This is a genomic window from Cupriavidus sp. OV096, assembly GCF_900115455.1.
Taxonomy (GTDB): Bacteria; Pseudomonadota; Gammaproteobacteria; order Burkholderiales; family Burkholderiaceae; genus Cupriavidus.
Map to the genome: position 1 here is coordinate 257,730 of NZ_FOWM01000005.1, position 26,709 is coordinate 284,438.

Genomic DNA, 26,709 nt, shown 5'->3' on the forward strand with positions numbered 1-26,709 from the left:
TCCATTCGTGAAAGGAACGAAGAGGGTGGCGCAGCCGCCGCTTGCGGGTCCATAGGCATTCCGCGAATTTGTGTACCAGATTGCCTCCGGCGACTCAGGCGGCCGTGCCCAAAATCTCCTTGACATACAGATCTGTCTACTCCACGATAGTAGACAGATCTGTCTCATTCCGGCGCTAGCCAACCCATCGTCAAGGAGCTTCGATGTCGACCCAACCCGAATCCCGTCCGCCGTTTCCGCCCTTTACCCGCGAGAGCGCCGCCCAGAAGGTCCGGGGGGCCGAGGATGGGTGGAACAGTCGCGACCCGGCGCGCGTGGCGCTGGCCTATACCGTCGACAGCCAATGGCGCAACCGGGCGGAGTTCGTCACGGGGCGTGCCGCGATCGAGGCCTTTTTGTCGCGCAAGTGGCAGAAGGAGCTCGATTACCGGCTGATCAAGGAGTTGTGGGCGCACGATGGCAACCGCATCGCGGTGCGATTTGCGTACGAATGGCATGACGACTCGGGCAACTGGTACCGGTCGTATGGCAATGAAAACTGGGAATTCGACCAGAACGGTCTGATGCAGCGGCGCTTTGCCTGCATCAACGATGCCCCGATGCGCGAGGCGGACCGCAAGTTCCACTGGCCGCTGGGCCGCCGCCCGGATGACCACCCGAGCCTGAGCGACCTGGGGCTGTAAAGATGTAAAAGCCGGCATGCGGGGGGGGGCGCCGCTGCACCCCCGCCGCGCATGCCGGCGCCGGCTTACTGCATGGTGTCCAGATTGCCGATGCGGACCAGCATCTCGGTGAACATCTGCATGTCCAGGTTCAGGTCGGCCACTTCCTTGTACTCCTTGGCGTTGTGCGCGGTGTACTTCTTGCCGGGCATGGCCGGGCCGAAGTTGATGGCGTTCGGCATCAGCTTGGCCGTGGTGCTGCCGGCCGTGGGCACCGGCTTGGCTTCGAGCCCAGTGGTGTCGCCGTAGATATTCAGCAGGGTAGAGAGCCAGGCGCCCTTGGGGTCACGCGCCATCCAGTTGCCCTGGTCGTGCTGGATCTCGACCGCCGTCTGCGTGGCGCTGGCCCAGGCGTTGATCCTGGTCGCCACCCGGGTGCGCAGTTCGTCCGGCGTGGCGCCGCGCGGCATACGCACGTTGGCGGTGACTTCAAGCTTGCCGTTGCGCTCGCGGATCAGCGTGGGCGACATCGTCAGCGGGCCCATGAAATCGTCCCGGTAACCCACTTCCATCTTCTCGCCCAGATAGCCGGTGCCGTACAGGTCCCCGAGGTAGCGGATGGCGCGCGCGTACTGGTTGTCCGCGAACGGCACGCCGGCGCCTTGCAGGAACAGCGCCAGGCGCGGTACCGGGTTCACGCCTTCTTCGGGCCGGGAGCCATGGGCCGACGAGCCGGTCACCTTGACGTCCACGCCGCCGGCGCCCGGTGTCACGTCGATCGAGAACTTGCCCTGCGCGGCATGCTGGGCGATGAACGGCTCGCGCGCCTTCTCCAGCGCGGCAGCCACGGCGGCCGGATCGCCGCCCGTGATGCGTGCCGTGGCGGTCTGCGGAATCGCGTTGGCGGACGCCGCGCCAGCCATTGCCACGATGGCGGGGGCCTTGCCGTCCGTCGGCCGGTCCGCGAAGCGCACCGTCAGCGCGCCCGAACCCTTCTCGGCCACCACCGCCGGGTACTTGCTGTCCAGCACGATGTTGTACGCCGGCAGCGTGGTGTGCGCCTGGTAGTACTTCATGCCGTCGCCGCCGGTTTCCTCGGTGGTTTCGATCATCAGACGGATCGTGCGGGCCAGCGGCACGCCGCTCTCGCGCACGGTCTTCATCGCGTACATTGCCGCCGCGATCGAACCCTTGTCGTCAATGGTGCCGCGCCCGTACAGGTAGTCGCCCACGCGGGTCACCTTGAACGGGTCGAGCTTGGTGCCATCGTCGAGCACCCATTCGTCGGCCACCACGGGCACTACGTCGGCGTGCGTGAGGATGCCGAAGGTGTCCGCGCCGGTGCCGGGCAGGATCACCTCGAACACGCGGTTGTCCACGTTGCGATAGGTCAGGCCGAAGTCCCGGGACATGCGTTCGACCACCTTGCCGAACGCGATGATGGCGGGGTTCTCGTGCTGCGGCACCTTTTCGTCGCGCACGGTGCGGATTGCCACCATCTCGGTGATGCTGTCCAGCACGGCGGTTTCGTTGTGGAGCCGGTTATAGACACCGAGCAGCCGGCCGATGTTGACGAGATTGTCGCCCTTGAGCGGCTTCTTCGCCCGGTAGGCCCGCACGGCCGGGGCCAGCTTCGGCTCGGTCTTTACGGCGGCGGTCAGGAAGGCGTTGAAGCTGGCCGGCGGCTTGGCCGACTGGCTGGCGACCAGATGGTCCAGCGCGGGCTTGGCCAGCGTCTCGGCCAGCGCCGCGCCGGGGATCGACATGGCGAGCAGCGGGGCGAGCAAGGCAGCCAGCAAGGCGGCCCGCAGGGGGGAGGTCGGCACGGCAGGCAGGCGGTTCATCGATGTCTCTCGTACGGGTCTTGTGATGGATGCGCATGATAGCAGCGCCTCCATCGCCCGCGTCGACCGCGCCGGGGGTCAGGCGGCGTCGTGCCGGCCCATGATGCGGGTGCCCAGTGCCATGCCCCAGCGCACGAGTTGCGCGCCAGCTGGCAGCTGCGTGCGCTCCCACTGGGACAGCGCGGTGTCGATGCCACCGCGGTTGGCGTGCAGCGCGCGGCCCAGCGCCACCGCATTGCCGGCCGCCTTGCCCGCGCCGGCGCCGGTATGGGGGCGTGCGACGAAGGCCGCGTCGCCGGTCAGCACCACGCGGCCGAACACCATGCGCGGCGCCTCGTAGTCGTGGATCAGTTGCAGGAAGGGATCGGGCGTGCCGGTGACCAGCGCGGCGAGGTCCGGCGCGAGGTCGCGCACCGCCGCGTGGCGCAGGCCATCGATCTCGCCGTCGCGCATGACGCCCGGCGGGAGCGAATGGAGGTGCTGGTGCCCCACGCGGTCCCGCAGCGCCGCGTCGCGCGCCGGGCCGCTTGGTAATGGGCGATACCAGACCCAGTTCTGCCGGCGTTGCCCCGGGGCGGTCTCGCCGTTCTCGCCGGGAATCAGGTAGGTCAGCAACTGGTGGCCGTGCCCTTCCTCGAAGGCGAAGTTGTTGTGCAGGAGCTGGCGCGTGGCGTCTGGCAGGGCCGACTCGGGCAGCACGCCGCGCCAGGCCGCGTAGCCGGCGTAGGCCGGTGCGGCGCCGGGCAGCAGTTGCGCGCGCACGGTGGAGAGCGGCCCGTCCGCCGCCACGAGCAGGTCGGCGGTCTCCGTGCGGCCCGACGCGAAGCAGGCGGTCACGCGCGCGCCATGCTGGCGCAGCGCCAGGAAGGTCTCGCCCGCATGCACGGCGCGGGGGCCGAGCGCCTGCCGCATGTGACCGTACAGGCCGTTCCAGGCGATCTGCGTCTGCGGCATGTAGACGCGGCGCACGTCGCCGTCACGCGTGACGAAGATGCGGCCGCCCGAGGGCACCCCGAAGTCCTCGGGCAACGGCACGCCGGCAAAGCCGAGTGCGTCGGCCACATCGGGCTGCAGGACGAGGCCGCCGCCCCGGCTGTCGAGCGCCTGGGGCGAGCGTTCGAACACATCCACGTGCCAGCCGATGGCGCGCAGGCAGAGGGCCGTGAACAGGCCGCCGAGAGAGCCGCCGATGATCACGGCGCGAGGGGTGGAGGTTGGATGCATGGTCGTCAGGGAGGTGGAGGCGTCTTCGCATCGTAGGGGCGGGCCCGGATGCCGCCAATCGGCCACAGGTTTGCGGCGTGTGACACGAAGGTATAGGCACCCGCCCTAGCGGCGTTCCAATCGACAAAAAGCCGGCGGACGCGCCATCCTCGCAGCACCGGCGTGCCAACAATTCGCTCCGAGGGGGTCCTGCTCCCGTATTCAAGGAGTTGTCATGAATATCCAGTCGCGTTCATCGGCGGGACGGCCGCTTGCCGCCGCGTGCGCCGCTGCCTGTGCGATGGCGGGCCTCGCCGCCGTTGTCGGGCACTGGTGGATCGAGGGGCGCCATTTCGAATCCACGGATGACGCTTATGTGGCCGGCAAGATCGTGGATGCCGCGCCGCGCGCTGCCGGCGCAGTGGTGGCGATCGTTGCCCCGGACACGCGGGGCGTGCCATCAGACGCGGTGTGGGTCGACGCGCGGTTCAAGAAGCACCAGCTTGCGCGGCTGCGCGCCGGCCAGCCGGTGACGTTGTACGCCGACGCATATGGCGCGAAGGTGCGCTATCACGGCACGGTGGCCGGATTCTCGGCAAGGAACGGTGCGGCGCTCACGCCGCAACCCGCCCACGGCGCCATCTGCCAATGGATCAAGCCGCCGCAGCGGTTGCCGGTGCGCATCGCGCTGAACCGGGCGGAACTCGCCGCCCATCCGCTGCGTGTGGGGTTGTCGATGTACGTGACGGTAGACGTGCGTACGCGGACCGGGCAGGGCCAGGTGGTATCGAACCAGAGGCCGCTAGCGTAGCGCGCGCTGCCAGATGGCGACGGCAGCGATGCCCAGGCAGATGACGGCGACCACCGCCAGCATGTTCGCCGACGCCACCAGCACGGCCTGTTGGTCGATTAACTGCGACAGCGTGGCCAGCGCGGTGGCGTCGAGCGGGGCGGGCAGCCCGTAGGGCGTGACACGGCCAATGAGGTGCGTGCGCGCCACGGCTTCCCCGGCCTGCAGCCACTGCCCGGCCAGTCCGGTGCCGCCCATCAGCGCCACCTGCCGGAGGATGTTCTTGAACTGGTAGGCGTGGGGGAAGTCCTCGAGCGAGGTCTCCATGAAGGTGAGTTTGGCGACGAGGATCAGCGTGAACGGCAGCGCCACGCTTTGCAGCAGCAGCGCTGGCAGGACGGCGGAGACGGGCAGCCCGTCCGACAGGCGCGTGGCGAACAGCCACGCCGCCGCCGCCGTCATGCCGTAGCCGAGCGCCAGGTAGCGCCGCGCGCCGGGCAGGCGCGATCCCATCAGCATGAAGGCGACGCCGGCCACCAGCCCGCCGAGCGCCGACAGGGTCAGCACCATGCCGGTGGTCTCGAACGTGAAACCGAGGCCGAGCTGCATCACGTTGGAGACCGTAAAGGTCCAGAGTCCACTCAGGCAGGCAAAGATCGAGTAATAGGCCAGCCCCGTGAAGTAGCGGCGGCCGTTCAGGCGGCGCGGGCTGAGCCAGGCGTCCGGCGCGCGGTGCAGCCGGATGAAGGCGAGCACGACGACGACCAGACCGGCCAGCGGCGCGGCGGCCACGCGCAGGGAGTCGCCGGTGGCATAGAGCCGCAGCGAGGCCAGGCCATGCACCAGCACCAGCGCGCCGGCGCCGACCAGCAGCACGGTGAGCCAGTCCATGCCGGCCACGTCGTCGAGGTCCGGCGTGCGTGGCGGGCGGGCGCGGTGCGGGTAGACGCAGAATACGAACAGGGCCGTCAGCGCGGCCAGCAGCGCCTGCACGAGGAAGATCATGCGCCAGCCGGTGTCGAGCATCAGCGTGGCGGTCAGCCAGGGCGCAATCGCCGGCAGGCCAATCGTGCCAATCACGAAGCCCGTCAGCAGCCGTGGGCGCTCCGCTGGCGTGGCAATCAGCTGGATCAACACGCGCGACGCCGAGAACAGCCCGCCGGCGCCCAGCCCCTGCACCGCCAGTGCCGCGGACAGTTCCGCGACGTTGGACGACGCGGCGCACAGCAGGCAGCCGACGAAGGCGATGACGAGGCCGAGCAGCGTGAAGCCGCGGTAGCTGAGATCGTCGGCGAGGCGCCGCGTCAGCAGGTTGGCGACGATGGCCGCACCGGCATACGCGGTCAGGCACCACAGGAAGTCGTCGGGCGTGGCGTAGATGCCGGCGCGGATGTGGAGCGTCCCGGTGGCGAGCATCGACGTGGCGACGAAGTCCACGCCCGTTGCGCAGCCCAGCGCGAGGCCCAGCCACTGCACGCGCGCCCGGGACAGCTCGGGGAGCGCCTCCAGCGGTACCGCGTCAGCCGGCATGCTGCGCAAGAGGAAGCGTGAAGGGGAAGGCGATTCGGGACATGCATCTCTCCGGGGATCGGGCCGGCATCCGGCAGGTCTCCAGCTTAGGCGTGTCCCGCCGCCAGCACACTCGTCCCCGCGCATGGGGGCGCCTGTGCATCGGTTTGTGACGACTATCCCCGGGTATGGAATGTCTGGAATGTGCGGCGGCTGGCGCTCCGGTCCCTCACCCGCCCAGCGGCCAACACAGCGGCAGCGTGAACGAGAACTCGGTGCCGTGCGGCGTGCGCGCCGTGGCGCGGAGCCGGCCCTTGTGGGCTTCGACGATGGAGCGGCAGATGGCCAGCCCCATGCCCATGCCGTTCTCCTTGGTCGTGTAGAACGGTTCGAACACCTGGTCGATGGCGCCCTCGTCGAGACCCGCCCCGGTGTCCGAAACGCTGACTTCCAGCATGTTGTCGCCGGCGATGCGCGTGCCCATCGTCAGCAGGCGGGCGCGGTTGGTGATGTCGCCCATCGCCTCCACGGCATTGACCACGAGGTTCAGCAGCACCTGCTGGAGCTGCACGCCGTCACCGAACACGCAGAAGGCGTCGGCATGCAGCGCCAGTTGCACGGACACCTGCCGGCGTTCGATCTCGCTGCGCGAGATGGCGAGGATATGGCGGATGGACTCGTGCATGTCCACCTCGGCCAGCACGGGCGCGGCGTTGCGCGTAAGCCCCTGCAGGCTGCGGATCATGTCGCCGGCGCGCTGCCCCTCGCTGGCGATGGCCTGGAGGCCCTCGCGCGCGTACTCGATCTCGGGCTTGCTGCGCGCCAGCCAGCGCAGGCTTGCGCCGGCATTCGAGACGATGGACATCAGCGGCTGGTTGATCTCGTGAGCGATGGAGGCCGTGAGCTGGCCCACCGTGGTGGCACGCGCCACCCGCGCGAGGTCGGCCTGCGCGTTGCGCAGCGCGTCGTCGGCATGGCGGCGCGTGGTCACGTCCGTGACCGTGCCGACGTACTCGAGTATCTCGCCGTCCGTCACCAGCGGCTTGCCAATGCCTTCCACATGGCGGACCGCGCCGTCGCCGCGCACGATGCGGTACTCCAGGTGGATGGGCACCTTGTCGGACACGCACTGGATGATGGTGTGCAGCGCGGCGGCGCGGTCGTCGGGATGCATCCGGGCGCCGAAATCCTCCAGCGCGAAGTGGGCGCGCGCCGTGTCGAGTTCGAAGATGCGGCGCATCTCATCGGAGCAAGAGATCGCTTGCAGCCGCAGGTCCCAGCGCCAGCTACCGGTGTGGCTGACGCTCTCGCCCATGCTCAGCGAGGCCTGGCTCGCACGCAGCGCGCGTTCCACCTGCTGCCGGCGGTCGTTCTCGGCCAGCAGGTCTTCGTAGAGCCGTGCCGTGCGCAGCGAAATAGCGGCCTGCGAGGCGATCAGTTCGAGCACCTCGGTCTGCTCGGGCGTGAAGCCGTCGCCGAGCAGGCGATTTTCGAGGTACAGCGCGCCAATCAGCGTGTTGTGCCGCGACATCGGGATGCAGATGGCCGCGCACTGCGTGTGGGCCGCGAAGTAGGGGTCGAGCCCGAACGGGTTGGTGCCGGTCGCGTGGCCCACCATCACCGGTCGGCCGGTGCGGATGACGGTGTGGAACATCGACATCGGCAGGTCATCGGCGGCGGGGGCGCCCTGCGCCAGCTGCACGCGGATACCGGCGGGCGAGGTGTGGGCGCGCGCCTCGATGATCGGCGCCTTGCCCTGGAGGCGGATCAGCAGCCCACGCTGCGCGGCGGCGTATTCGAGCGTGATGGTCATCAGCGTGTCCACCAGTTTGTCGAGCCGGATCTCGTCGGTCAGCGCGCGCGAGGCGCGGATCACGCTTTCCACGTCGCGGATGCGCTTGCCGTTGGCGAGCACATAGGCCGGGCCACGCGCCGCATCGAACAATTGCGGGTAGGTGGCGGCCATGTGGCGAGCCTTGCCCGTCGCGCCCCATTGCCGATAGCGGTCATGCGCCGCGCGCAGGTGGCCGCGTGCGGCGGTGGTCAGGCCGGCCGCCATGCAATAGTGGCCGGCGCGTTCGTGCGCCAGCGCGGCCGTGTGCACGAAGCCGTGCGCCGTGGCATGGGCGATGGCCTGCTCGTAGCGCGTCATCGCTCCCAGTCCGTCGCCATCGAGCCGCGCAAGCTCCGCTTCCACGAGCAGCGCCTTGTCGGTGAAGGTGAGCGGATTGGCGTCGGCCCAGCGGCGCAGCTTGCTGGCGTCCTCGGTAAGCGTGGCGCGCGCCGCCGCGTCGGGCGTGCTGGCGGCCAGCGTCAGCGCGCGATAGAGATGGAAATCGACCTGATGGATATGGGCCGGCGCGGACCACGCGAGCGTCCCGGCCGTCTCCAGGCTCGCGGCGGCTTCGGCGTGCCTGCCAGCCAGGTATTGCAGCGTGGCGCGATAGAGCCAGTACCAGAACTCCAGCGTGGACATGCGCTCCCGCGCCGGCGTGCGGGCGAGGTCGTGGCCGTCGAGCGCGGTGGGCGCGTCGGCGCCGAGCGGGAATTCCGCTTCGCGCAGCCCGTCGACAAAGCGCTGTTGCAGCAGCAGGATGGCTTCCACGTCGAGGAAGCCGGTCTGCCGCACGAAGTTGAGTCCGCTGGTGATTTCGGCGGAAACCTCGTCGAGCGTGTCGCCGCGTGCGAGCCGGTTGCTCACCAGATGGCAGCAGAGGAAACACGCCGTGGTCACGTCGCCGTTGGCGACGCCGGCCGCGAAGCCCGCCCGGGCGCAGTCGGTCGAGTAGCCCAGCGGCTGCGTCCACACGCTGAGCTGGTCGAGCGGCAGCAGCGTGCGGGCTTCATACGCGACGTAGCCATGCCGCGTGACCAGTTCCCGCGCCATCTCGCCGTAGCGGAAGCCGTCCTCGTAGGCCGCGAAGCGGTGGCAGACCAGCACGCCGAGCCAGCCCAGCGCAGCGGTGGACGGGCCGCTGATGCCGTGCGCGAGCGTCAGCCACATCATCTCGCACAGCTCCAGGAACACCAGGTGCTCGTCGACGAAACTGGCGGGCACGGAGAGCGCGGCCAGCAGCGCCATGGCCGCCTTCACATCGGGCTCCGACATCTGCGGAAGGTGCGCCAGCGCCTTGAGTCCAGGGCGATCCAGCCGCGCCGCGATGGCCCGGTAGGCGGCGTCGGCGTCCGCTGCCGATGGATGCGCGGACAGCGAAATGCCGAACATCCGCAGCCCCCGGATGGCCGTTTCCACCGCCAGCGCGTTCTCCGAGCGCCGGGTATGCAGTTCGGTCTTGAGCCGGTAGACCTCGGCAAGCTGGCGGGCGGGCGCGTCCGCATCGAGCAGCGTTTCGGCCAGCGTCAGCGCCTCCGGCAGCCGGCCTTGCTGGAGCAGGCACGCGCAGCGCTCGCGCAGCAGCGCGAATTCCACCTCGCCGGCACCGGCATGGCCTTGCACACGCGCGGTGCGCACGAAGGCGAGGCCGGCGGTGACGGCGTCCAGCGCGGCCGGATAGGCGATGGCGCGGCGTGCGCGCGTGGCGGCGGCCAGGCTCAGCCGCGCGGACTGGATGGCCTCGTCGGCATCGGTGATCAGCTCTACCACCTGCGCCAGCATCTCGGTGGCGCGGAACAGGGTGTCGTCGCGCAGGGTGCCTTCGGCCGTATCGGAGGCATCGCGCAGCTGCCGGCCTACGCGCAGGTGCACGCGGTCGCGCTCCTCGGGCGTCAGCAGCGCGTGGGCGGCCTCCTGCACGCGGTCGTGCGAGAACACGTAGTGGGGCTCCTGCAGGCCGATGGCGTCGGCGGCGCGCGCCGGGGCCAGCAGGGCGTGCAGCGCCCCTTCCTCCACCTCGAACGCGGCGCAGACCAGCGCCACGTCCGACTGCCGGCCCAGGCACGCCATGCCGCCGAGCAGTTGGCGCGTGCGCGGCGGCAGCCGCTCCAGGCGCTGGAGCACCATGTCGGCGACGTTGTCGGTGTAGGCGTGCTGCGCAATGCGCTGGAAGTCGTACTGCCAGCTGCCCTCGTCGGGCGAGTAGGTGACGAGCCGGTCATCGACCATGGTCTTGATGAACTGGCCGACGAAGAACGGGTTGCCGAAGGTCTTGGCGTGGACCAGCCCCGCCAGCGGCTGGAGGTCGCGGCGGCGGGCGCGCAGCGTTTCGGCCAGCAGCGTGCCGACAGCCTCCACGTCGAGTGGTTGCAGCGCGAGATGGTGGTCCTGCGGGCGATCTTGTGGGGGATCTACCGATCGACCGTCTGATTGACCCAGCGCATCGCCCGCCGCGCGCGTGCTCCCAACGAGCAGCAGCGGCAGCGGCGTGGCGCAGTCCAGCAGGCGCGCCAGTAGCTGCCGGGAAGATGGGTCGAGCCACTGGAAATCCTCGATCACCAGCACCAGCGGACGCTCCGGCAGCCCGAACGTGCCGACGAGGTTGCGCATCGCCAGATCGAAATGCACGGCCGTATCGGCGCCGCTCCCCCTCGGCGGGGCGGGCAGCGGGCCGGTCAGCGCCGCGAGCGCGGGCGCGATGCCCACGGCGGTGCGCGCATACGGGCCCAGGCTGTGGCTGACGCGCGCCTGCCAGTGGCGCACGCGCTCCTCGGGCTGGCCGAGGATGTCGATGACCAGCCCGTGGAAGGCTTCCGCGATAGCCGCGTAGGGGGTCTCGTGCCGGAACTGGTCGGCCTTGCCCACCGCGCAGCAGACCTGCTGCTGGCGCAGGCCATCGACAAACGCCCGCATCAGGGCGGACTTGCCGATGCCGGACGGCCCGCTTACCGTCACCAGCGCATGCTGGCCCGTGAGGGCGACGTGCGCGTAGGCTTCGGCGAGTTCGCGCAGCTCGGCGTCGCGGGCGTGGAGCCGGTCCGGCAGTTCGAGTTCGGCGGGCTGGTCGCGGCGGCCCAGTTCGAAGACGTCGATGCGGCCGAGCGTGCTCCACGCGGCCCGGCAACGCCGGATATCCGCTTCCAGCCCCGCCGCGGACTGGTAGCGCCGGCTCGGGCGCTTGTCGAGCAGCTTCATGATCAGCAGCGACAGCGCTTCCGGCACGCCGGCCGCCAGCCGATGGGGCGGCAGCGGTTCGCTGGCCACGTGGGCGTGGATCCACTCGTTGGCGTCGGCCGGATCGCGCGCGGCGAACGGTAGCTGGCCCGTGGCCAGGCGGTAGAGCACCACGCCGAGCGAATAGAGGTCGCTGCGCGCGTCCAGCCCGTTGCGGGTGCGGCCGGTGTGCTCGGGCGACATATAGGCCAGCCCCTCGCTCCCGGCCAGCGTGTGGGGCGCCAGCGCGTCGGCGATGTCACACTGCTGCGCGGCGGCCAGCCCGAAGCGCGTGAGCCGGCACCGGCCGTGCGCGTCGACGAGCAGGGCCGACGGCATGATCGCCTTGTGGATCAGCCCCGCCTCGTGCGCGGCACGCAGGGCCTGGCTGGCACTCTCGGCAACGGACAGCAGCCGTGTCACCGGCAGCGGCGCGGGCGGCAAGTTCGCCAGCGGCACCGCGCCGGTGTCCTCGTACACCAGTGCCACGCCGCCCTGGTACTGCACGCAGGCGCGCGGCACCATCGCCCAGGCCGGTTGCAGCAGGGCGACGAGACCGAATTCATTGTGGAACCGGCGCACGGCCTCGCCCTCGGTGAGTACCGACGCCGCGTGCGCCACCAGCAGGGTGCTGCCATCCTCGACGTGGAAGCCGCGCGAGAGCGCGACGATGCCGTTGTGGCAGAGCGGCGTGAGGGCGTACTCGTCCAGCGATACTGCGGCGGCCTGGCTTGTGTCGTACGGCGTCATCGTGAGGCGTCTATTGCTGGCCGCCGCACCGGTGGGGCTGGTGCGGACAACGGGGCGGGGGTGGGGCGTTGCGCCGCGCTAGGCGCCGGGATCTTCCGGGGCGGGCGCCAGCGCGCGCTCGATGCACGCAATGATAGCCGTGTCGAGGAAAGGCTTGTGCAGGAAGCATGCCGCGCCGGCGGCCACGGCGCGGGCTTCGTAGCCCGCCTGCGCGAACGCGGTCATGAAGATCACGGGCATGTGCAGGTCGCGCGCCCGCAGGGCCTCGCACAGCTCGAACCCGTTCATCTCGGGCATCTGTACGTCGGTTATCAGGCAGGAAACCGTATCGAGGGCGGCCGATTGCAGCAGTTCCTCGCCGCTGCCGTACAGCGCGACGGCGAGGTCGAACGAGCGCACGAGCCGTCCCAGGGCGTGTCGGACCGACGCGTCGTCGTCGACGATGGCGATCACCGGGGTGGCAGTCACACGGGATTCCTTGAGTAGTCCGGAGCGATGACGGGGCCGATTCCGGGCCCCCATCGCTTGCTCACAGCATACTGCCAGGCGGGCGCGGCCCATATCATACGGTGGTATTGTCGGCGCCCGTCCCACACGGCAGCCGCGCCGGACCTCGCCGGCGGACTCATACCTAGGTATGTCTTGCAGCGCTTCAGAAATAGTGGCGCATGCCCAGGGCAAAGGTCTGCGGATCGGCCCCCGCGCTGACGCCAAGCTCGTTGATGGCGAAGTCGTAGACCGCGTTCGGGCGGTTGTTGATCCGGCTATACCAGGCGAACAGGGCCGTGCGCTTGGAGAGCGGGTAGTCGTAGCCAACCGTCACCTGCGTGGCGCCCGTGCCGGAGCCGCTCCGGAAAAAGCCGACGGTGTCCGTGGACGAGCCCGTGCCATTGGCGGCATAGGCGAAGCCGATCCGCACGCTGCCGGGGCCGAGCTGCTGCACCAGCGAGGCATAGTAGCCGTTGCGCTGGAGGTCGCCGGTGTCGGTGCGGTAGTGCAGGTGCTCGTAGATGGCGGAGACGCGCGTGCCGGCGAACAGCTGGTAGGCCACGCCGACCTTGATGGCGTCGTCGTTGCGGCCGGCGGCCTGGTAGTGCTGGTGCACCTCGTAGGCCAGGGTGGCGTTCAGCGGGCCGCGCTCGTAGACCGCCGCCGCCGAGTACAGCGCCGGATTGCGCGCCACGGTGGTCTTCTCCTCCGGCAGCCCCCAGCCCAGCCAGACGCTTACGCCACCGAACTGCGGCGAGCGATATTGCACGATGTTCTTCTGGCGGCGATCGAACGAACTGGTGTCCTGCACGTTGTCCGACGAGGACGTGGAGCCGTTGCCGATCAGCGCCATGTAGCCGGCGGTGGTCGGGTAGTACGGGTCGTAGGCCGCCGTCGACTCGGTATAGGGCGTCTGCCAGTGCCCCATGAACAGCAGGCCGTAGTCGCCCTGGAGGCCGACGCGCGAGTTGCGGCTGGCGATCTGGCCCTGGCCGGTATCGAGCGACAGGTTGCTCTCGATCTGCCACAGCGCCTTCAGGCTGCCGCCGAGACCTTCCTCGCCGCGCAGGCCGAACACGGAGCGGTAGTTGGTCTGCCGCACCACGCTGCCCAGCGCGGTGCCGTCGGTGGCCGTGCTGGCGCGGCTATATTCGATGGCCGTGTTGAGGCGGCCGTAGATGGTCACGGAACTCTGCGCTGCGGCAGGCCCGCCGGCCACGCACAGTCCCAACCCCAACCCCAGCGCGGCGACGCGCGGCGATACAAGACGTCGGTACGGCATGGGGTCAGCGCTGGCTCTCGTTGGGGTTGGCGGCCTCGGCCTTGTTGGCGGCGGTCAGCGTGCTGGGCGGCGCGCCGGTGATCTTCGGCACGCATTCGCTGTGGAACCACGCGGCGGTGACCGGCTCGCCGGCCAGCATGCGCTTGATCGGCGGCACGACCTGCTCGCCGATCAGCATGCCCAGCAGGCCGATCAGTGCCACCACGGGCGGCGCCGGGGAGCGCACCTGCATCAGCGCGTAGATGATGCCGACGAGAATGCCGGCGCCCAGGGAGACGAGATAGAGCTTCATGATGGTCTCGATATGAATGGGAGGGGTCAGACAGCCGGCTTGCCCGGGGGCAGGCCAACGCCCAGCAGGTGGCGCACGCGGGGCGGCGTGGCGCCGGTGTGGTAGCGCGTGACATCGCGCTGGAGGTCGGCGTCGGCGTGGTGCACGCGCTCGTGCTGGCGCATGTGTTCGGCCCAGGATTCGACCAGGAACCACTCGGTCAGCAGTTCGGGGTCGGCCGGGTCCTCCATCACGCCCCAGTTGAACGCGCCGTCGCGCAGGCGCTCGTCGGACAGCTTGTGCACGGCGCGCAGGAAGGCGTCGCGGTCCGCGGCGGTGACGCAGTACTCGATCAGGATCATGACCGGGCCACGGTCCTGGGCGATCTCACCCGCCATCTCCGGCTGAGGCCAGTGCCGTGCCGGGACAAGGTCTTCCTCGCCCTGCGGCAGGCGCAGGCGGTGCAGGAGCAGCGCGGCCACGACCAGCCCCGCCGCCGCGATCAGCAGCGCGTTCGGCGTGCCGGTCTCTTGTGCCACGAAGCCCCACAGCAGGCTGCCGCCGGCCATCGCCCCGTTGAACACCATCTGGTAGACCGCCAGCGCACGGCCGCGCACCCAGTTCGGCAGAATCGCCTGCGCCACGCCGCCGAGCGTGGTCAGCGCGGAAATCCATGCCGCACCGAGCAGCAACAGCAGCGGCAGGGCGATCCAGACCGGCGGCGCCACGGACAGCACCGCCATGACGCCCGCCGTGACGAGGGCGGAGAGCAGCACCATGCCATCGGCATCGAGCCGGCGTTGCAGCTTGGGCATGATCAGCGCGCCGAGGATGGCGCCGGCGCCCACGCCGCCCAGCAGCACGCCGTAGAGGCTGGCGCCCCCGTGCAGCAACTGCTTGGCGACCAGCGGCAGCAGCGCCCAGATGCTGCTGCCGAACGCGAAATGGACGGCGGCGCGCGCCAGTACTACGTGGAGTTGGCTGTGGGCGCGCGTGAAGCGCAGGCCGGCGCGGAAGGCGCCGAAGAAATGCTCGCGCAGCGGGTCGGTGGCGCGCTCGGGGCGCTTCCACCAGAGCAGCGCGGCAATCACGAAGATATAGCTGAGCAGGTCCAGCCCGTAGGTGGTGGCCGCGCCGAACGCGGCCAGCAGCAGGCCGCCGGCAGCAGGCCCGATGGCGCGCGCGATGTTCACGCCCAGCGCGTTGAGCGCCACGGCGCGCTTCAGCTCCTGCATCGGCACCAGTTCCGGCACGATCGACTGCCAGGTGGGCCCCATCATGGCCGCGCCGATGCCGCCGGCGAAGGCCATCGCGATCAGGATCTCGATGGTCAGCGCCTGATTCCAGGCGAGCAGCATCAGCGTGCCGCTGACCGCCGCCATGCCGAACTGGATGACGATCAGGAAGCGGCGCCGGTCGAGGATGTCCGACAGCACGCCGGCCGGAATGGCCAGCAGGAACACGGGCAGCGTGGCGGCGGCCTGGATCGTGGCCACGGCGGCGGGGGAGGAAGACAGGTCCGTGGCCAGCCATGCGCTGGCCACGTCGCGCATAAAGCTGCCGATGTTGCCGAGAATGGTGGCGGCCCAGAGCACGGCGAACGTGCCCTGGACGAGCGGGGCGAAGGTGCCGCCGGCAGGGCTGGCGGCGGTGGTGGAGGAGGAGCGGGAATCGGCCATGGAATCAGTGTCTGCGGAGGTCTTCCCACGCCACGAGCACGAAGGCCCCGGCCAGGCCCAGATGCTCGAAGAAGGCGTTGGCGAGCATGAAGCGGGCTTCGGGCGGCGCGCTCCAGAAGCGGTTGGCCATGAACGTGGCGGCGACCGTGAACACGGCCAGCGCCAGCGCGCCCAGCCAGCGCCAGCGGCCGAGCAGAATCAGCGCGGCGGCGCCCAGCTCCAGCACGATCGTGGCGACGGCCATGGGCACGGCCGGCGTGAGGCCGAAGTGCTCCATCTCGGCCACCGCGCCGGGGAAGTCGAACAGCTTGACGAGGCCGCCCTGGATATAGGCGCCGCAGAGCAGCAGTAGGGCGACCCAGCGCACCCAGCGCGGCAGGATGCCCGAGCCGGCCGTGGCCGATCTCATCGAGGAAGTGGTATCAGCCATGGCCGGTCTCCGGTCAGCAATCAAGGAACAGGGGCATCAGAACGCCCAGCACGAGCAGCCCAGCGCGCCCCAGAACGAGCTTTCGTCAGCCGTCGGCACGCTCGACGTCCACGCCTTGGCGTGCGCGTGGCCGTGCACGCCGCAGGAGCTGGCGCAGCCGCAGGCGGTGGCCAGCGCGAGAGCCTTCGCTTGCGGGCGCGGCTGGTACTGGCTGCCGTGGCGGGCCGGCGACCAGTCCGGCATGGCTGGCGGAATCTCGGGCGAGAGCTTGTTGAACTCGCTGTCGCCGTAGACCACCTTGCCGCCCAGGATCGTCATCACCGAGGTGATGTCCTGGATGTCGTCGCCCGGCACGCTGAAGTAGTCCTGCGACAGCACGGCCACGTCGGCCAGCTGGCCCACCTTGATCTGGCCCTTCTTGCCGACTTCCGACGAGAACCACGTGTTGGCCTCGGTCCAGAGGCGCAGCGCGGTTTCGCGGTCGAGCAGGTTGGCCTGCGGGTACATCGCCATGCCGCCCACGGTCTTGCCCGTGGTCAGCCAGTACAGCGAGACCCACGGGTTGTAGGACGCCACGCGCGTGGCATCGGTGCCGGCGCCCACCTTGACGCCTTTCTCCAGCATCCGCTTGATCGGCGGCGTGGCCTCGGCGGCCTTGGCACCGTAGCGTTCGACGAAGTACTCGCCCTGGTAGGCCATGCGGTGCTGCACGGCGATGCCGCCGCCCAATGCCGCGATGCGGTCGATATTGCGATCGGTGATGGTCTCGGCGTGGTCGAAGAACCAGTTCAGGCCGTCGAACGGGATGTCCTTGGCCACTTTCTCGTAGACATCCAGCGCGCGCGTGATGGTCTCGTTGTAGGTGGCGTGCAGGCGCCACGGCCAGCGCTTCTCGGCCAGCAGGCGGATCACGGGCTCGAGGTCGCCTTCCATCGACGGGGGCATGTCGGGCCGCTCGACGCGGAAGTCCTCGAAGTCGGCCGCGGTGTAGACCAGCATCTCGCCGGCGCCATTGTGGCGGTAGAGATCATCGCCCTGGCCCGGCTTGACGGTCGAGGTCCAGGTCTTGAAGTCGCTCAGTTCTTCCTTGGGCTTCTGCGTGAACAGGTTATAGGCCAGCCGCACCGTGAGCTGGCCTTCCTTATGCAGTTCCTCGATGATGTTGTAGTCATCGGGATAGTTCTGGTAGCCGCCGCCGGCGTCGATCACGCCGGTCACGCCGAGCCGGTTCACTTCGCGCATGAAGTGGCGCGTGGAGTTCTTCTGGTACTCCGGCGGCAGCTTCGGGCCCTTGGCCAGCGTGGCGTACAGGATGGTAGCGTTGGGCTTGGCCAGCAGCAGGCCCGTGGGGTTGCCAGCCTTGTCGTGCACGATCTCGCCGCCCGGGGGATTCGGGGTGTCTTTGTTGTAGCCCACCGCACGCAGCGCGGCGCCGTTGAGGATGGCGCGGTCGTACAGGTGGAGGATGAAGACCGGGGTGTCCGGCGCGGCGGCGTTCAGTTCCTCGATGGTGGGCAGGCGTTTCTCGGCGAACTGGTGCTCGGTGAAGCCACCCACCACGCGCACCCATTGCGGAGCCGGGGTACGGGCCACCTGGTCCTTGAGCATGCGCATGGCGTCCGCCAGCGAGCGCACGCCGTCCCAGCGCAGTTCCATGTTGTAGTTCAGGCCACCCCGGATGATGTGCATGTGGCTGTCGATCAGCCCGGGAATGGCCCGCCGGCCGTTCAGGTCGACGATCTTCGTCTGCGTGCCGGCCAGTTTCATGATGTCCTGGCGCGTGCCCACGCCGACGAAGCGGCCATTCTGGATGGCGACGGCATCGGCCTGGGGGTTGGCGCGGTCGAGCGTGGCGAACTTGCCGTTGACAAGGATGAGGTCTGGCGTGGCGGATGTCATGGCGAAGAGCTCCGAAGAAGCCGCCGCACCGAGTGCGGCAGCCGAGGCAATGAAATGCCGGCGGGTAACTGACATGGTGCGGCTGGGATCAGGTGTTGAGGAAGGCGAGCAGGTCGGCGTTGATCTGGTCGGCGTGGGTCACGCACATGCCGTGCGGCGCGCCGGGGTAGACCTTCAGTGTGGCGTTCTTCACGATCTTGGCGGACAGCTTGCCGGCGTTGTCGATCGGCACGATCTGGTCGTCGTCGCCGTGCATGACCAGCGTCGGCACGTCGATCTTCTTCAGGTCGTTGGTGTAGTCCACCTCCGAGAATTCCTTGATGCACGCGTACTGGCCCAGGATGCCGCCGGCCATGCCCTGCGCCCAGAAGGCGTCGATGGTGCCTTGCGAGACCTTGGCGCCCGGACGGTTGAAGCCGAAGAACGGCACGGCCAGGTCCTTGTAGAACTGCGAGCGGTTATCCGTCACGCCCTTGCGGATGCCATCGAACACGTCCATCGGCAGGCCGTTGGGGTTGTTGGCGGTCTTGACCATGATAGGCGGCACGGCGCCGATCAGCACGGCCTTGGCGACGCGCTTGGTGCCGTGGCGGCCGATGTAGTGCGTGACTTCGCCGCCACCGGTGGAGTGGCCGACCAGCGTGGCGCCCTTGATGTCGAGCGCGTCGAGCAGCGCGGCGAGATCATCGGCGTAGGTGTCCATGTTGTTGCCCTGCGACGGCTGGCCCGAGCGGCCATGGCCTCGACGGTCATGAGCGATCACGCGGAAGCCCTTCTGCACCAGGAACAGCATCTGCGCGTCCCAGGCGTCCGCGTTGAGCGGCCAGCCGTGCGAGAACACGACCGGGCGACCCGAGCCCCAGTCCTTGTAGAAGATCTGCGTGCCGTCCTTGGTGGTGATGGTGCTCATGGTGTTGCCTCCTGCAGTGTGATGGGTGGCGCTAGCCTGCGGCTTGCCGGCTGCATTGGCTTGGGTCGTGGCGGAAAGCGCGGCGACGGCGGCCACGCCGACGGTGCCGGCGCCCGAGACCAGCAGCTTGCGACGCGAGGGATTGAGCGCTTCGATTTGTTCTTGGGGTTGCATGACGGTTCTGGCGAGGAATGTGAAGGATGCGACGGAGGAGCGCCCCGCTCCCGCAGGCGGCAGCGGGGCGGCGGACATCAGCGTGCGGCGACCGGCGCCACGGACTCGTGCGGCGTGGCGGTGCGCTGGGCGGCCTTGTGGACCATCGTGTAGGCGTAGTCCACGCCCATGCCGTAGGCGCCCGAGTGCTCCTTGACGAGCTTCATCACGGCGTCATAGGAGTCGCGGTGGGCCCAGTCGCGCTGCCACTCCAGCAGCACCTGCTGCCAGGTCACCGGCACCACGCCGGCCTGCACCATGCGCTGCATGGCGTAGTCGTGGGCTTCCTTCGAGGTGCCGCCCGAGGCATCGGCGACCATGTAGATCTCGTAGTCGCCTTCCAGCATCGCGCACAGCGCGAAGGTGGTGTTGCAGACTTCGGTCCAGAGACCGGCCACGACCACCTTCTTGCGGCCGTTGGCGGCCAGGGCGTCACGCACCTTCTGGTCGTCCCACGAGTTCATCGAGGTGCGCTCGAGCGTCTTCTGGTTCGGGAACACGTCCAGGATCTCCGGGTACGTGAAGCCCGAGAACGACTCGCTTTCCACCGTCGTGATGGTGGTCGGCACGTTGAAGATCTTGGCCGCCTTGGCCAGACCCACGACGTTGTTCTTCAGCGCCTGGCGGTCCATCGACTGGACGCCGAAGGCCATCTGCGGCTGGTGGTCGATGATGATGAGCTGGCTGTTTTGCGGGGTCAGGACTTCGAGCTTCGGATTGGACATGGTATTGCTCCAGGAAACATTGGCAAGGGATTGGGGCATGCTGGTGGTAACAGCCCGGCGGAAGACTAAGCGCCTGTCCCGCTGACAGCTACTGTTCGATCGTATTAGTTTCTCGTGCGATCGGCTAAGCGGCGGTCGACACCGGGCGGCAGGAAACCCGCCACGCGCGGCCAGTCGTGTTTGCGGATGACATGGTGGCGCCTGCGCCGCGTTTGGCCAACTAACCCGATGGTATGAATGGCATGTCCGCGCTGACTATGTTGAAATGCGGGGCGCTGCGTCCGTGGTGGCCGGCGGGGCATCTCGCTGTCCTCGATATAATTCGCAGCAGATACCCGGGACCACCCCCGCGGACAGGGAGAGAAAACGTGACATCGAATAGCCTGGAGCCCGCTGACGACAGCACGCGCGACAATGCGCTGGTGCTGGTTGTCGACGACGACGCGATGCTGCGCGCGGGCCTGGGCAACCTGTTCCGCTCGGTGGGCATGGAGGTGGCGCTGTTCGCCTCGGCCGCCGAACTGCTCGAGTTCACCATTCCCGACGTGCCGTGCTGCCTCGTGCTCGATGTGCGGCTGCGCGGGCCGAGCGGGCTCGACCTCCAGACCCGGCTGGCCCAGATGGGCGTCAACATCCCCATCATCTTCATGACCGGCTACGGCGACATTGCGATGACCGTGGCGGCGATGAAGGCTGGCGCCGAGGACTTCATGGCCAAGCCGATTCGCGACCAGGATTTGCTCGACGCGGTGTCTGCCGCGCTCGACAAGGATCGTGCACGCCGCCTGGAACTGCGGCAGGCGGCGACGCTGCGCGCCAGCTACGAGGCGCTGACGCCGCGCGAGACCGAGGTCATGACGCTGGCCGTGTCCGGCCTGCTCAACAAGCAGATCGCGAGCCAGATCGGTATCAGCGAGGTCACGGTCAAGATTCATCGCGGGCAGGCCATGCGCAAGATGCGTGCGCGTACGTTCGCCGATCTCGTCCTGATGGCGCAGCAGCTCGGCATCTGCAAGCAGCGCCTCTGAAAGATATTCTCGGAAGGGGACGCGGCTAGCCCGGCCCTTGCGTGGCGGGCGGCGGCAGGCGCAAGGTCGCTTGGAACAGCGGGCGCGGCGACAGCGCGAACGTGGGCGCCGCCGTGGCCTGGGCCACCCGGGCCAGGATGCCGGACATCAGGCGTTTCTGCTGCGCGAGCGCCTCAGGCCGAACATGATTCGTGACGTGCAAAGCCATAGCGTCCTTCCTTCCCGATTGTGCTGCTGATTGTCCTGTCAGCGTCCGGCCGCGTCACGCAGCGGAATTGCGCGCTGCCTGGCGTGCGCGTGAATTGCCGGATCACGCGTTCGCACAAAAAATCCATCTTTCGGGTCTGCGCCACGCAGACGTACTGCTGCACCGACGGGTGGGCGTCCACATGGTGGCGCATCGCCTGCAGCAGGGCCTCCGAGAACTGCCAGACCATGTGCGGGCAGGGCAGGCGCCAGAAGTCCGGCAGGAACATCGTGCCGTGGTCGGCCTCCACGCGCACCACCGTGACGAAGCGGGCCGCCTGACCTGCCGGCTCATCCGCCAAGTCCTCGGGGACATCGGCAAAGAACATCACATAGCGCAAGTCGGCGAAGCCGATGCCGACGACCTCCAGGCCATCATCCACGCGCATCGTTTCCGTCACGTGAATGTCGCCACGTCCGCCTTGCGGCGGTAGCGTGGGAAATACGCGTGTAACCAGTGCGGGGCAAATGAAGTCGTACATCGGGCAACAAAAAATGCATCACAAAAAGCGGCATACCCGCCTTTACAAGCCCGGATGCTAACTGCCGTGCAGCCCGGCGGCCCGCTTCTTTACAACATTTCACGTCAACCGGGCAGCCTTGGAAATTCCGTGCGATAGAGAAAAGCAATCGGAAAACGCCGATTGATAATAGATTGTATCAATCGCCGAGGTAGGAACGATGAATTGTACAAATCACATGGCGATCGTCAGAATCCATCCCATCGCTACGACACGTGGCGCCAATCCAACCCAGAGGAGTCTTACCAATGCTGCAATCCCGCGAAGGCCAACGCGTTCCCCAAGTCACCTTCCGTGTACGTGAGAACAATGAATGGAAGAACGTGACCACGGCCGAACTGTTCGACGGCAAGACCGTCGTGGTCTTCTCGCTGCCCGGCGCCTTCACGCCGACCTGCTCGTCGACCCACCTGCCGCGCTACAACGAACTGGCGTCGGTGTTCGCCAAGCATGGCGTGGACGACATCCTGTGCGTGTCCGTGAACGATACCTTCGTGATGAACGAGTGGTCCAAGGACCAGGAGTCGCAGAACATCACCATGATCCCCGACGGCAACGGTGAGTTCACCGACGGCATGGGCATGCTGGTGGACAAGGCCGACCTGGGCTTTGGCAAGCGCAGCTGGCGCTATTCGATGCTGGTCAAGGACGGCGTCGTGACCAAGATGTTCATCGAGCCGGAAGAGCCGGGCGACCCGTTCAAGGTCTCGGACGCCGACACGATGCTGAACCACATCGCCCCGAACGCGAAGGGCCCGGACCAGGTCGTGGTGTTCTCGAAGGTCGGCTGCTCGTTCTGTGCCAAGGCCAAGCAGCTGCTGTCGGACAACGGTTTCGAGTACATCGACGTGCCGCTGGAAAACAAGGTGCGCGGCAAGGTGCTGGGCGCGGTGTCCGGCAACATGACCGCCCCGCAGGTGTTCATCAACGGCAAGCTGATCGGCGGCGCCGAAGCGCTCGAGCAGTACCTGACGCGCTAAGCGCATCCCCCCACGCCTCCCCTGGCCCGGCTTCCCGCCGGTGTCCGGGGGGGACATTTCCCGAAGCACGACAGTCGTCGGATCCGATGACATCGGGCGCCCAGCCTGGCGCCGGTGTCATGCCGTCCGCTGATTGAGAAAAAAAGCAGCAAACCGCTCATTACCAGGAATCGCATCATGAAGACGACCATCCAGACCGACGTAGCCGTGATTGGCGCAGGCACCGCTGGCCTCGCGGCCTACCGGGCCGCCATCGCGGCTGGCAAACGCGCCGTGATCATCGAAGGCGGCGCCTACGGCACCACCTGTGCCCGCGTGGGATGCATGCCGTCGAAACTGCTGATCGCCGCCGCCGAGGCCGCCCACGAGGCGCGCCACACCAGCGCATTCGGCGTGCATGTGGATGGCTCGGTGCGCGTCGATGGCCGCGAGGTCATGGCCCGCGTCCGTAGCGAACGTGACCGCTTCGTTGGCTTTGTGGTGCGCGGGACCGAGAACATCCCGGCGGCGGACCGCCTGATCGGCCACGCACGCTTCATCGACAACACGGTGCTGGAGATCGACGACCACACCACGGTGCGCGCCAGCCGCGTGGTGATTGCCACGGGTTCGCGTCCGGCCGTGCCGCCGTCGTTCCAGGTGTTTGGCGACCGGCTGATCATCAATGACGATGTGTTCGCCTGGGACGACCTGCCCGCCAGCGTGGCGGTGTTCGGCCCCGGCGTGATCGGGCTCGAACTGGGCCAGGCGCTGTCCCGGCTGGGCGTGCGGGTGCGCGTGTTTGGCATGGGCGGCTCAGTCGGCCCGTTCACCGATCCGGCCATCCGCGCCTATGCCGCGCAGGCGTTCAACCAGGAATTCTCGCTGCAGCCCGACGCCCACGTGACCGACATGCGCCGCGAGGGTGACGAAGCGGTGATCACGTTCGAGGATGCCGATGGCCAGCCCGTGACCGAGCGCTTTGCCTACGTGCTGGCAGCCACGGGCCGCCGCCCCAACGTCGACAACCTGGCGATAGAGAATGCCGGGCTGGCGCTCGATGCGCGCGGCGTGCCGGTCTTCGACCCGCTTACGCTCCAGTGCGGTACCGCGCCGGTGTTTATTGCCGGCGACGCCAACAACGTGCTGCCGCTGTTGCACGAGGCCGCCGACGAAGGCAAGGTCGCCGGCGACAACGCCGCGCGCTGGCCCGACGTGCGCCCGCTGGCCCGCCGCGCCATGCTGGCCGTGGTGTTCTCCGATCCGCAACTGGCCATCGTCGGCAACACTTTCGCCAGCCTGGAGCCGGGCAGCTTCGTCACCGGCGAGGTCAGCTTCGAGGATCAGGGCCGCAGCCGCGTGATGCTGAAGAACAAGGGCCTGATGCACGTCTATGCGGACATTGCCACGGGCCGCTTCCTTGGTGCTGAGTGGATGGGCCCGCGTGCCGAGAACATCGCCCACCTGCTGGCGTGGTCGTACCAGCAGGGCCTGACCATCGCCCAGATGCTGGCCATGCCGTTCTACCACCCGGTGGTGGAAGAGGGCCTGCGCACCGCGCTGCGCGACGCGGAAGCCAAGCTGGCAGATGCGACAAAAAAGTGATGAATAAGTAGCAGCAGGACTGACCAGAGTCTGGTTGGGAGGGCCGGCAGCGGTGACGCTGTCGGCCCTTTTTTTCGTTCCGGAATTGGGTCCTGGGCAGGGTGTGAAACCGTTTTCGGGACGTTGTCCATCAGACAATGTGGTAGCAGGTTGAAATTTATCGGCTGTGGTACTATTTTTATCGAAATCGTTTTCGATTCATTTTCGAAACTCTCAACAGGAGTCAGACCATGAGCTTTCGTACAGTCAATCCGGCCACGGGCGAATTCGTGAAGGAATTTCCGCTGCAAACCGATGCGCAAGTCTTCGCGGCGCTGGACACCGCGGAAAAGCGCTATCGCGAGGACTGGAAGTTCCGTTCCGTGGCCGAGCGGGCCCGCATCGTGGGCCGGGCGGCCCAGATCCTGCGCGAGAAGCGCGATGAATACGCGAAGTATCCGACCCTGGAAATGGGCAAAGTGGTCCGCTTTGGCTATATGGAGATCGATCTTGTCGCGGACATCCTGGATTACTACGCCGAGCATGGCGAACGGCTGCTCGCGGCGCAGGCATTGCCCGGCGAGCCCGGCGCCACGGTGGTGGCCGAGCCCATCGGCGTGATCCTGGCGATTGAGCCCTGGAATTTCCCTTACTACCAGCTGGTGCGCGTGGCCGCGCCGCAATTGATCGCCGGCAACGTGGTGTTGATGAAGCATGCCGAGAACGTGCCGCAGTGCGCGCTCGCCTTCGCGCGGCTGTTCGAGGAAGCCGGCGCGCCGGAGGGCGTGTACACGAACCTGTTTTGCAGCATCGACCAGATCGCCAGCCTGATCGACGATTTCCGCGTGCGCGGCGTGGCGCTTACCGGCAGCGAGCGGGCGGGCACGTCCGTGGGCGAGCGGGCCGGACGCAATCTCAAGAAGGTGATCCTGGAGCTGGGCGGCAGCGATCCGGCGCTGATCCTGGAGGGCGCGCCGCTCGATCACGCGGTGGAACAGTGCGTGATGGGCCGCACGTTCAACTCGGGGCAGGGCTGCGTCAATATCAAGCGCGTGATCGTGGTGGGCAAGACTCGGGGCGCCCAGATGCTGGCGGCGCTGAAGGAGCGGTTTGCCGCCATCAAGGTGGGCGACCCCACGGACGAGACCACGTTGCTCGGCCCCCTCGTCAGCGAACGCGCGCTGGAAGGGCTGCTCAAGCAGATCGAGGACGCCAAGGCTGCCGGCGCGACGATCGTCTACGGTGGCAAGCGGGTGGACCGCCCCGGCTTCTACCTCGAGCCGACCATCATCACTGACATCGCCGAAGACAATCCGCTGTATCAACAGGAAGCCTTCGGCCCCGTGCTGTCCTTCTATGTGGTGGATAGCGAGGAAGCGGCTATCGCCCTGGCCAACGACTCCAAGTACGGCCTGGGCGCCTTTGTCTTCGACGCCGATATCGAGCATGCGAAGCAGGTGGCGTCCCGCATCGAGTCGGGCATGGTCTACATCAACTCGTGCTTCGTCGACTCCCCGGGCCTGCCGTTCGGTGGCGTCAAGAACTCGGGCTTTGGCCGTGAACTGTCCGAACAGGGCATTGGCGAGTTCCTCAACCGCAAGCTGATCCGCATCGCCGACGCCGCCGGGAGCCAATGATGCGAACCATGCGCGCGGTGCAGGTGGCGCAGGCAGGCGGCCCGCTGGAGCTGGTGGATCGCGAGATCCCGGAGCCGCCCGCGGGGCATGTGCGGATCAAGGTGCAGGCCTGTGGCATCTGTCACAGCGACTCGCATACGCTGGATGGCTCGTGGCCGGGGATCCAGTATCCGCGTGTGCCGGGCCATGAGATTGCGGGCGTGATCGACGAGATCGGCGCTGGCGTGCAAGGCTGGCAGCCCGGGCAGCGGGTGGGCGTGGGCTGGCACGGTGGCCACTGCGGGCACTGTGACAACTGCCGGCATGGCGACTTCGTGCGCTGTGACAACCTGCGCGTGCCTGGCATCAGCTACGACGGTGGATATGCGGAGTACATGGTGGCGCCGCAGGAGGCGCTCGCCCGCATGCCGGACGCGCTTGCGGACGTCGATGCCGCGCCGCTGCTCTGCGCGGGCCTGACTACCTTCAACGCGCTGCGCCACAGCGGTGCGCGCGCCGGGGACGTGGTGGCCATCCTGGGCGTGGGCGGCCTCGGCCATATCGGCGTGCAGTTCGCGCGGCAGATGGGCTTCGTCACCGTAGCCATCGCGCTGGGGCAGGACAAGGCGACGCTGGTGCGCGACCTCGGCGCGCATCACTACATCGACGCCGCCACGCAGGATGTTGCCGAAGCGCTGCAGGCGCTCGGTGGCGCGCGCGTGATCCTGGCGACCGCGAACAGCGGCAAGGCGATGAGCGGCGCGCTCGGCGGGCTGGGCATGAACGGCAGGATGGTCATGCTCGGCTGGACCGAGGAGCCCATCGCCGTCTCGGCCACGCAGTTCATCATGCGCCGCAATGCCGTGGAAGGCTGGCCATCGGGCACGGCCGCGCAATCGCAGGAGACGCTGGCCTTCAGCGCGCTGTCCGGCGTGCGGCCGATGATCGAGCAGTACCCGCTGTCCCGCGCGGCGGAAGCCTACGAACGCATGAAGAGCGGAAAGGCCCGCTTCAAGATCGTGCTGACGCCAGACCCGTCACACTGATCCAAC

Annotated in this window: 21 protein-coding genes; 7 read left to right on the plus strand and 14 right to left on the minus strand. The window is 68.1% G+C overall.

Going from position 1 to position 26,709, the window contains the following annotated elements; all coding sequences use genetic code 11:
- Positions 1-203: 203 nt before the first annotated feature.
- Positions 204-683, plus strand: a complete 480-nt coding sequence (locus BM115_RS14120) for a nuclear transport factor 2 family protein (RefSeq protein WP_092294806.1) — start codon at positions 204-206, stop codon at positions 681-683.
- A gap of 65 nt (positions 684-748) precedes the next feature.
- On the opposite strand, the gene BM115_RS14125 is transcribed toward BM115_RS14120, so the two are convergent.
- Both BM115_RS14125 and BM115_RS14130 read right to left on the minus strand, forming a co-directional pair.
- Positions 749-2,506, minus strand: a complete 1,758-nt coding sequence (locus tag BM115_RS14125) for a dipeptidase (protein ID WP_092294808.1) — start codon at positions 2,504-2,506, stop codon at positions 749-751.
- 78 nt (positions 2,507-2,584) lie between these two features.
- Complete coding sequence (locus BM115_RS14130; protein WP_092294810.1) at positions 2,585-3,730, minus strand: FAD binding domain-containing protein; 1,146 nt, start codon at positions 3,728-3,730, stop codon at positions 2,585-2,587.
- Between the two features lie 214 nt (positions 3,731-3,944).
- On the opposite strand from BM115_RS14130, the gene BM115_RS14135 reads away from it, so the two are divergent.
- Entirely contained in the window at positions 3,945-4,520 is a 576-nt protein-coding gene (locus BM115_RS14135) for an HlyD/EmrA/EmrK family protein (RefSeq protein WP_092294812.1), read from the plus strand.
- Here the strand turns inward: BM115_RS14135 and BM115_RS14140 are convergent.
- From BM115_RS14140 to BM115_RS14185, 10 genes are all read right to left on the minus strand, one after another.
- Positions 4,512-6,029, minus strand: a complete 1,518-nt coding sequence (locus tag BM115_RS14140; protein ID WP_092294814.1) for an MFS transporter — start codon at positions 6,027-6,029, stop codon at positions 4,512-4,514. The two genes, BM115_RS14135 and BM115_RS14140, sit on opposite strands and share 9 nt — an antisense overlap.
- 208 nt (positions 6,030-6,237) lie before the next feature.
- Complete coding sequence (locus BM115_RS14145; protein ID WP_092294816.1) at positions 6,238-11,805, minus strand: trifunctional serine/threonine-protein kinase/ATP-binding protein/sensor histidine kinase; 5,568 nt, start codon at positions 11,803-11,805, stop codon at positions 6,238-6,240.
- A 78-nt stretch (positions 11,806-11,883) separates the two neighbouring features.
- Entirely contained in the window at positions 11,884-12,273 is a 390-nt protein-coding gene (locus BM115_RS14150) for a response regulator transcription factor (RefSeq protein ID WP_255370819.1), read from the minus strand.
- A 184-nt stretch (positions 12,274-12,457) separates the two neighbouring features.
- A complete protein-coding gene (locus tag BM115_RS14155) occupies positions 12,458-13,576 on the minus strand; it encodes a porin (protein ID WP_092294820.1) in 1,119 nt (372 codons plus the stop codon).
- A gap of 4 nt (positions 13,577-13,580) precedes the next feature.
- Positions 13,581-13,868: a XapX domain-containing protein gene (locus tag BM115_RS14160; protein ID WP_092294822.1), complete on the minus strand. Its 288-nt coding sequence runs from the start codon at positions 13,866-13,868 to the stop codon at positions 13,581-13,583.
- A gap of 26 nt (positions 13,869-13,894) precedes the next feature.
- A complete protein-coding gene (locus BM115_RS14165; RefSeq protein WP_092294824.1) occupies positions 13,895-15,526 on the minus strand; it encodes an MFS transporter in 1,632 nt (543 codons plus the stop codon).
- A 4-nt stretch (positions 15,527-15,530) separates the two neighbouring features.
- Complete coding sequence (locus BM115_RS14170) at positions 15,531-15,956, minus strand: DoxX family protein (protein ID WP_092294826.1); 426 nt, start codon at positions 15,954-15,956, stop codon at positions 15,531-15,533.
- A 36-nt stretch (positions 15,957-15,992) separates the two neighbouring features.
- Positions 15,993-17,930 carry an amidohydrolase gene (locus tag BM115_RS14175; protein ID WP_092294828.1) on the minus strand — a complete coding sequence of 646 codons (1,938 nt, stop codon included), beginning with the start codon at positions 17,928-17,930 and terminating at the stop codon, positions 15,993-15,995.
- 13 nt (positions 17,931-17,943) lie between these two features.
- Entirely contained in the window at positions 17,944-18,765 is an 822-nt protein-coding gene (locus BM115_RS14180) for an alpha/beta fold hydrolase (RefSeq protein WP_092295101.1), read from the minus strand.
- A gap of 251 nt (positions 18,766-19,016) precedes the next feature.
- Positions 19,017-19,703 (minus strand): hydrolase, encoded by a 687-nt coding sequence (locus BM115_RS14185; protein WP_092294830.1) that lies wholly within the window; start codon positions 19,701-19,703, stop codon positions 19,017-19,019.
- A 368-nt stretch (positions 19,704-20,071) separates the two neighbouring features.
- Between BM115_RS14185 and BM115_RS14190 the strand changes: the two genes are divergently transcribed.
- Complete coding sequence (locus tag BM115_RS14190) at positions 20,072-20,731, plus strand: response regulator transcription factor (RefSeq protein ID WP_092294832.1); 660 nt, start codon at positions 20,072-20,074, stop codon at positions 20,729-20,731.
- A gap of 25 nt (positions 20,732-20,756) precedes the next feature.
- On the opposite strand, the gene BM115_RS27485 is transcribed toward BM115_RS14190, so the two are convergent.
- Positions 20,757-20,879 (minus strand): hypothetical protein, encoded by a 123-nt coding sequence (locus BM115_RS27485; protein ID WP_255370820.1) that lies wholly within the window; start codon positions 20,877-20,879, stop codon positions 20,757-20,759.
- A gap of 25 nt (positions 20,880-20,904) precedes the next feature.
- The gene (locus BM115_RS14195; RefSeq protein ID WP_143093895.1) at positions 20,905-21,378 is read right to left on the minus strand and encodes a hypothetical protein; all 474 of its coding nucleotides are present in this window, start codon (positions 21,376-21,378) and stop codon (positions 20,905-20,907) included.
- Between the two features lie 368 nt (positions 21,379-21,746).
- On the opposite strand from BM115_RS14195, the gene BM115_RS14200 reads away from it, so the two are divergent.
- The 4 genes from BM115_RS14200 to BM115_RS14215 all read left to right on the plus strand — a co-directional run bounded on the left by BM115_RS14200 (position 21,747) and on the right by BM115_RS14215 (position 26,703).
- On the plus strand, positions 21,747-22,478 hold the full coding sequence (locus tag BM115_RS14200; RefSeq protein WP_092294836.1) for a glutathione peroxidase: 732 nt from the start codon (positions 21,747-21,749) through the stop codon (positions 22,476-22,478).
- A gap of 177 nt (positions 22,479-22,655) precedes the next feature.
- A complete protein-coding gene (locus BM115_RS14205) occupies positions 22,656-24,062 on the plus strand; it encodes a dihydrolipoyl dehydrogenase (RefSeq protein ID WP_092294838.1) in 1,407 nt (468 codons plus the stop codon).
- A gap of 230 nt (positions 24,063-24,292) precedes the next feature.
- Positions 24,293-25,678: an NAD-dependent succinate-semialdehyde dehydrogenase gene (locus BM115_RS14210; RefSeq protein WP_092294840.1), complete on the plus strand. Its 1,386-nt coding sequence runs from the start codon at positions 24,293-24,295 to the stop codon at positions 25,676-25,678.
- Positions 25,678-26,703 (plus strand): alcohol dehydrogenase, encoded by a 1,026-nt coding sequence (locus BM115_RS14215; protein WP_092294842.1) that lies wholly within the window; start codon positions 25,678-25,680, stop codon positions 26,701-26,703. The genes BM115_RS14210 and BM115_RS14215 overlap by 1 nt, the downstream gene beginning before the upstream one ends.
- Positions 26,704-26,709 lie beyond the last annotated feature (6 nt).

Coding starts and splice junctions, on each gene's coding strand:
- BM115_RS14185 (WP_092294830.1), bottom strand. CDS start 19,703: ATGTCCAATCCGAAGCTCGAAGTCCTGACCCCGCAAAACAGCCAGCTC.
- BM115_RS14200 (WP_092294836.1), top strand. CDS start 21,747: ATGCTGCAATCCCGCGAAGGCCAACGCGTTCCCCAAGTCACCTTCCGT.
- BM115_RS14140 (WP_092294814.1), bottom strand. CDS start 6,029: ATGCCGGCTGACGCGGTACCGCTGGAGGCGCTCCCCGAGCTGTCCCGG.
- BM115_RS14210 (WP_092294840.1), top strand. CDS start 24,293: ATGAGCTTTCGTACAGTCAATCCGGCCACGGGCGAATTCGTGAAGGAA.
- BM115_RS14145 (WP_092294816.1), bottom strand. CDS start 11,805: ATGACGCCGTACGACACAAGCCAGGCCGCCGCAGTATCGCTGGACGAG.
- BM115_RS14215 (WP_092294842.1), top strand. CDS start 25,678: ATGCGAACCATGCGCGCGGTGCAGGTGGCGCAGGCAGGCGGCCCGCTG.
- BM115_RS14170 (WP_092294826.1), bottom strand. CDS start 15,956: ATGGCTGATACCACTTCCTCGATGAGATCGGCCACGGCCGGCTCGGGC.
- BM115_RS14125 (WP_092294808.1), bottom strand. CDS start 2,506: ATGAACCGCCTGCCTGCCGTGCCGACCTCCCCCCTGCGGGCCGCCTTG.
- BM115_RS14175 (WP_092294828.1), bottom strand. CDS start 17,930: ATGTCAGTTACCCGCCGGCATTTCATTGCCTCGGCTGCCGCACTCGGT.
- BM115_RS14135 (WP_092294812.1), top strand. CDS start 3,945: ATGAATATCCAGTCGCGTTCATCGGCGGGACGGCCGCTTGCCGCCGCG.
- BM115_RS14160 (WP_092294822.1), bottom strand. CDS start 13,868: ATGAAGCTCTATCTCGTCTCCCTGGGCGCCGGCATTCTCGTCGGCATC.
- BM115_RS14130 (WP_092294810.1), bottom strand. CDS start 3,730: ATGCATCCAACCTCCACCCCTCGCGCCGTGATCATCGGCGGCTCTCTC.
- BM115_RS14155 (WP_092294820.1), bottom strand. CDS start 13,576: ATGCCGTACCGACGTCTTGTATCGCCGCGCGTCGCCGCGCTGGGGTTG.
- BM115_RS14205 (WP_092294838.1), top strand. CDS start 22,656: ATGAAGACGACCATCCAGACCGACGTAGCCGTGATTGGCGCAGGCACC.
- BM115_RS27485 (WP_255370820.1), bottom strand. CDS start 20,879: ATGTCCGGCATCCTGGCCCGGGTGGCCCAGGCCACGGCGGCGCCCACG.
- BM115_RS14120 (WP_092294806.1), top strand. CDS start 204: ATGTCGACCCAACCCGAATCCCGTCCGCCGTTTCCGCCCTTTACCCGC.
- BM115_RS14165 (WP_092294824.1), bottom strand. CDS start 15,526: ATGGCCGATTCCCGCTCCTCCTCCACCACCGCCGCCAGCCCTGCCGGC.
- BM115_RS14180 (WP_092295101.1), bottom strand. CDS start 18,765: ATGAGCACCATCACCACCAAGGACGGCACGCAGATCTTCTACAAGGAC.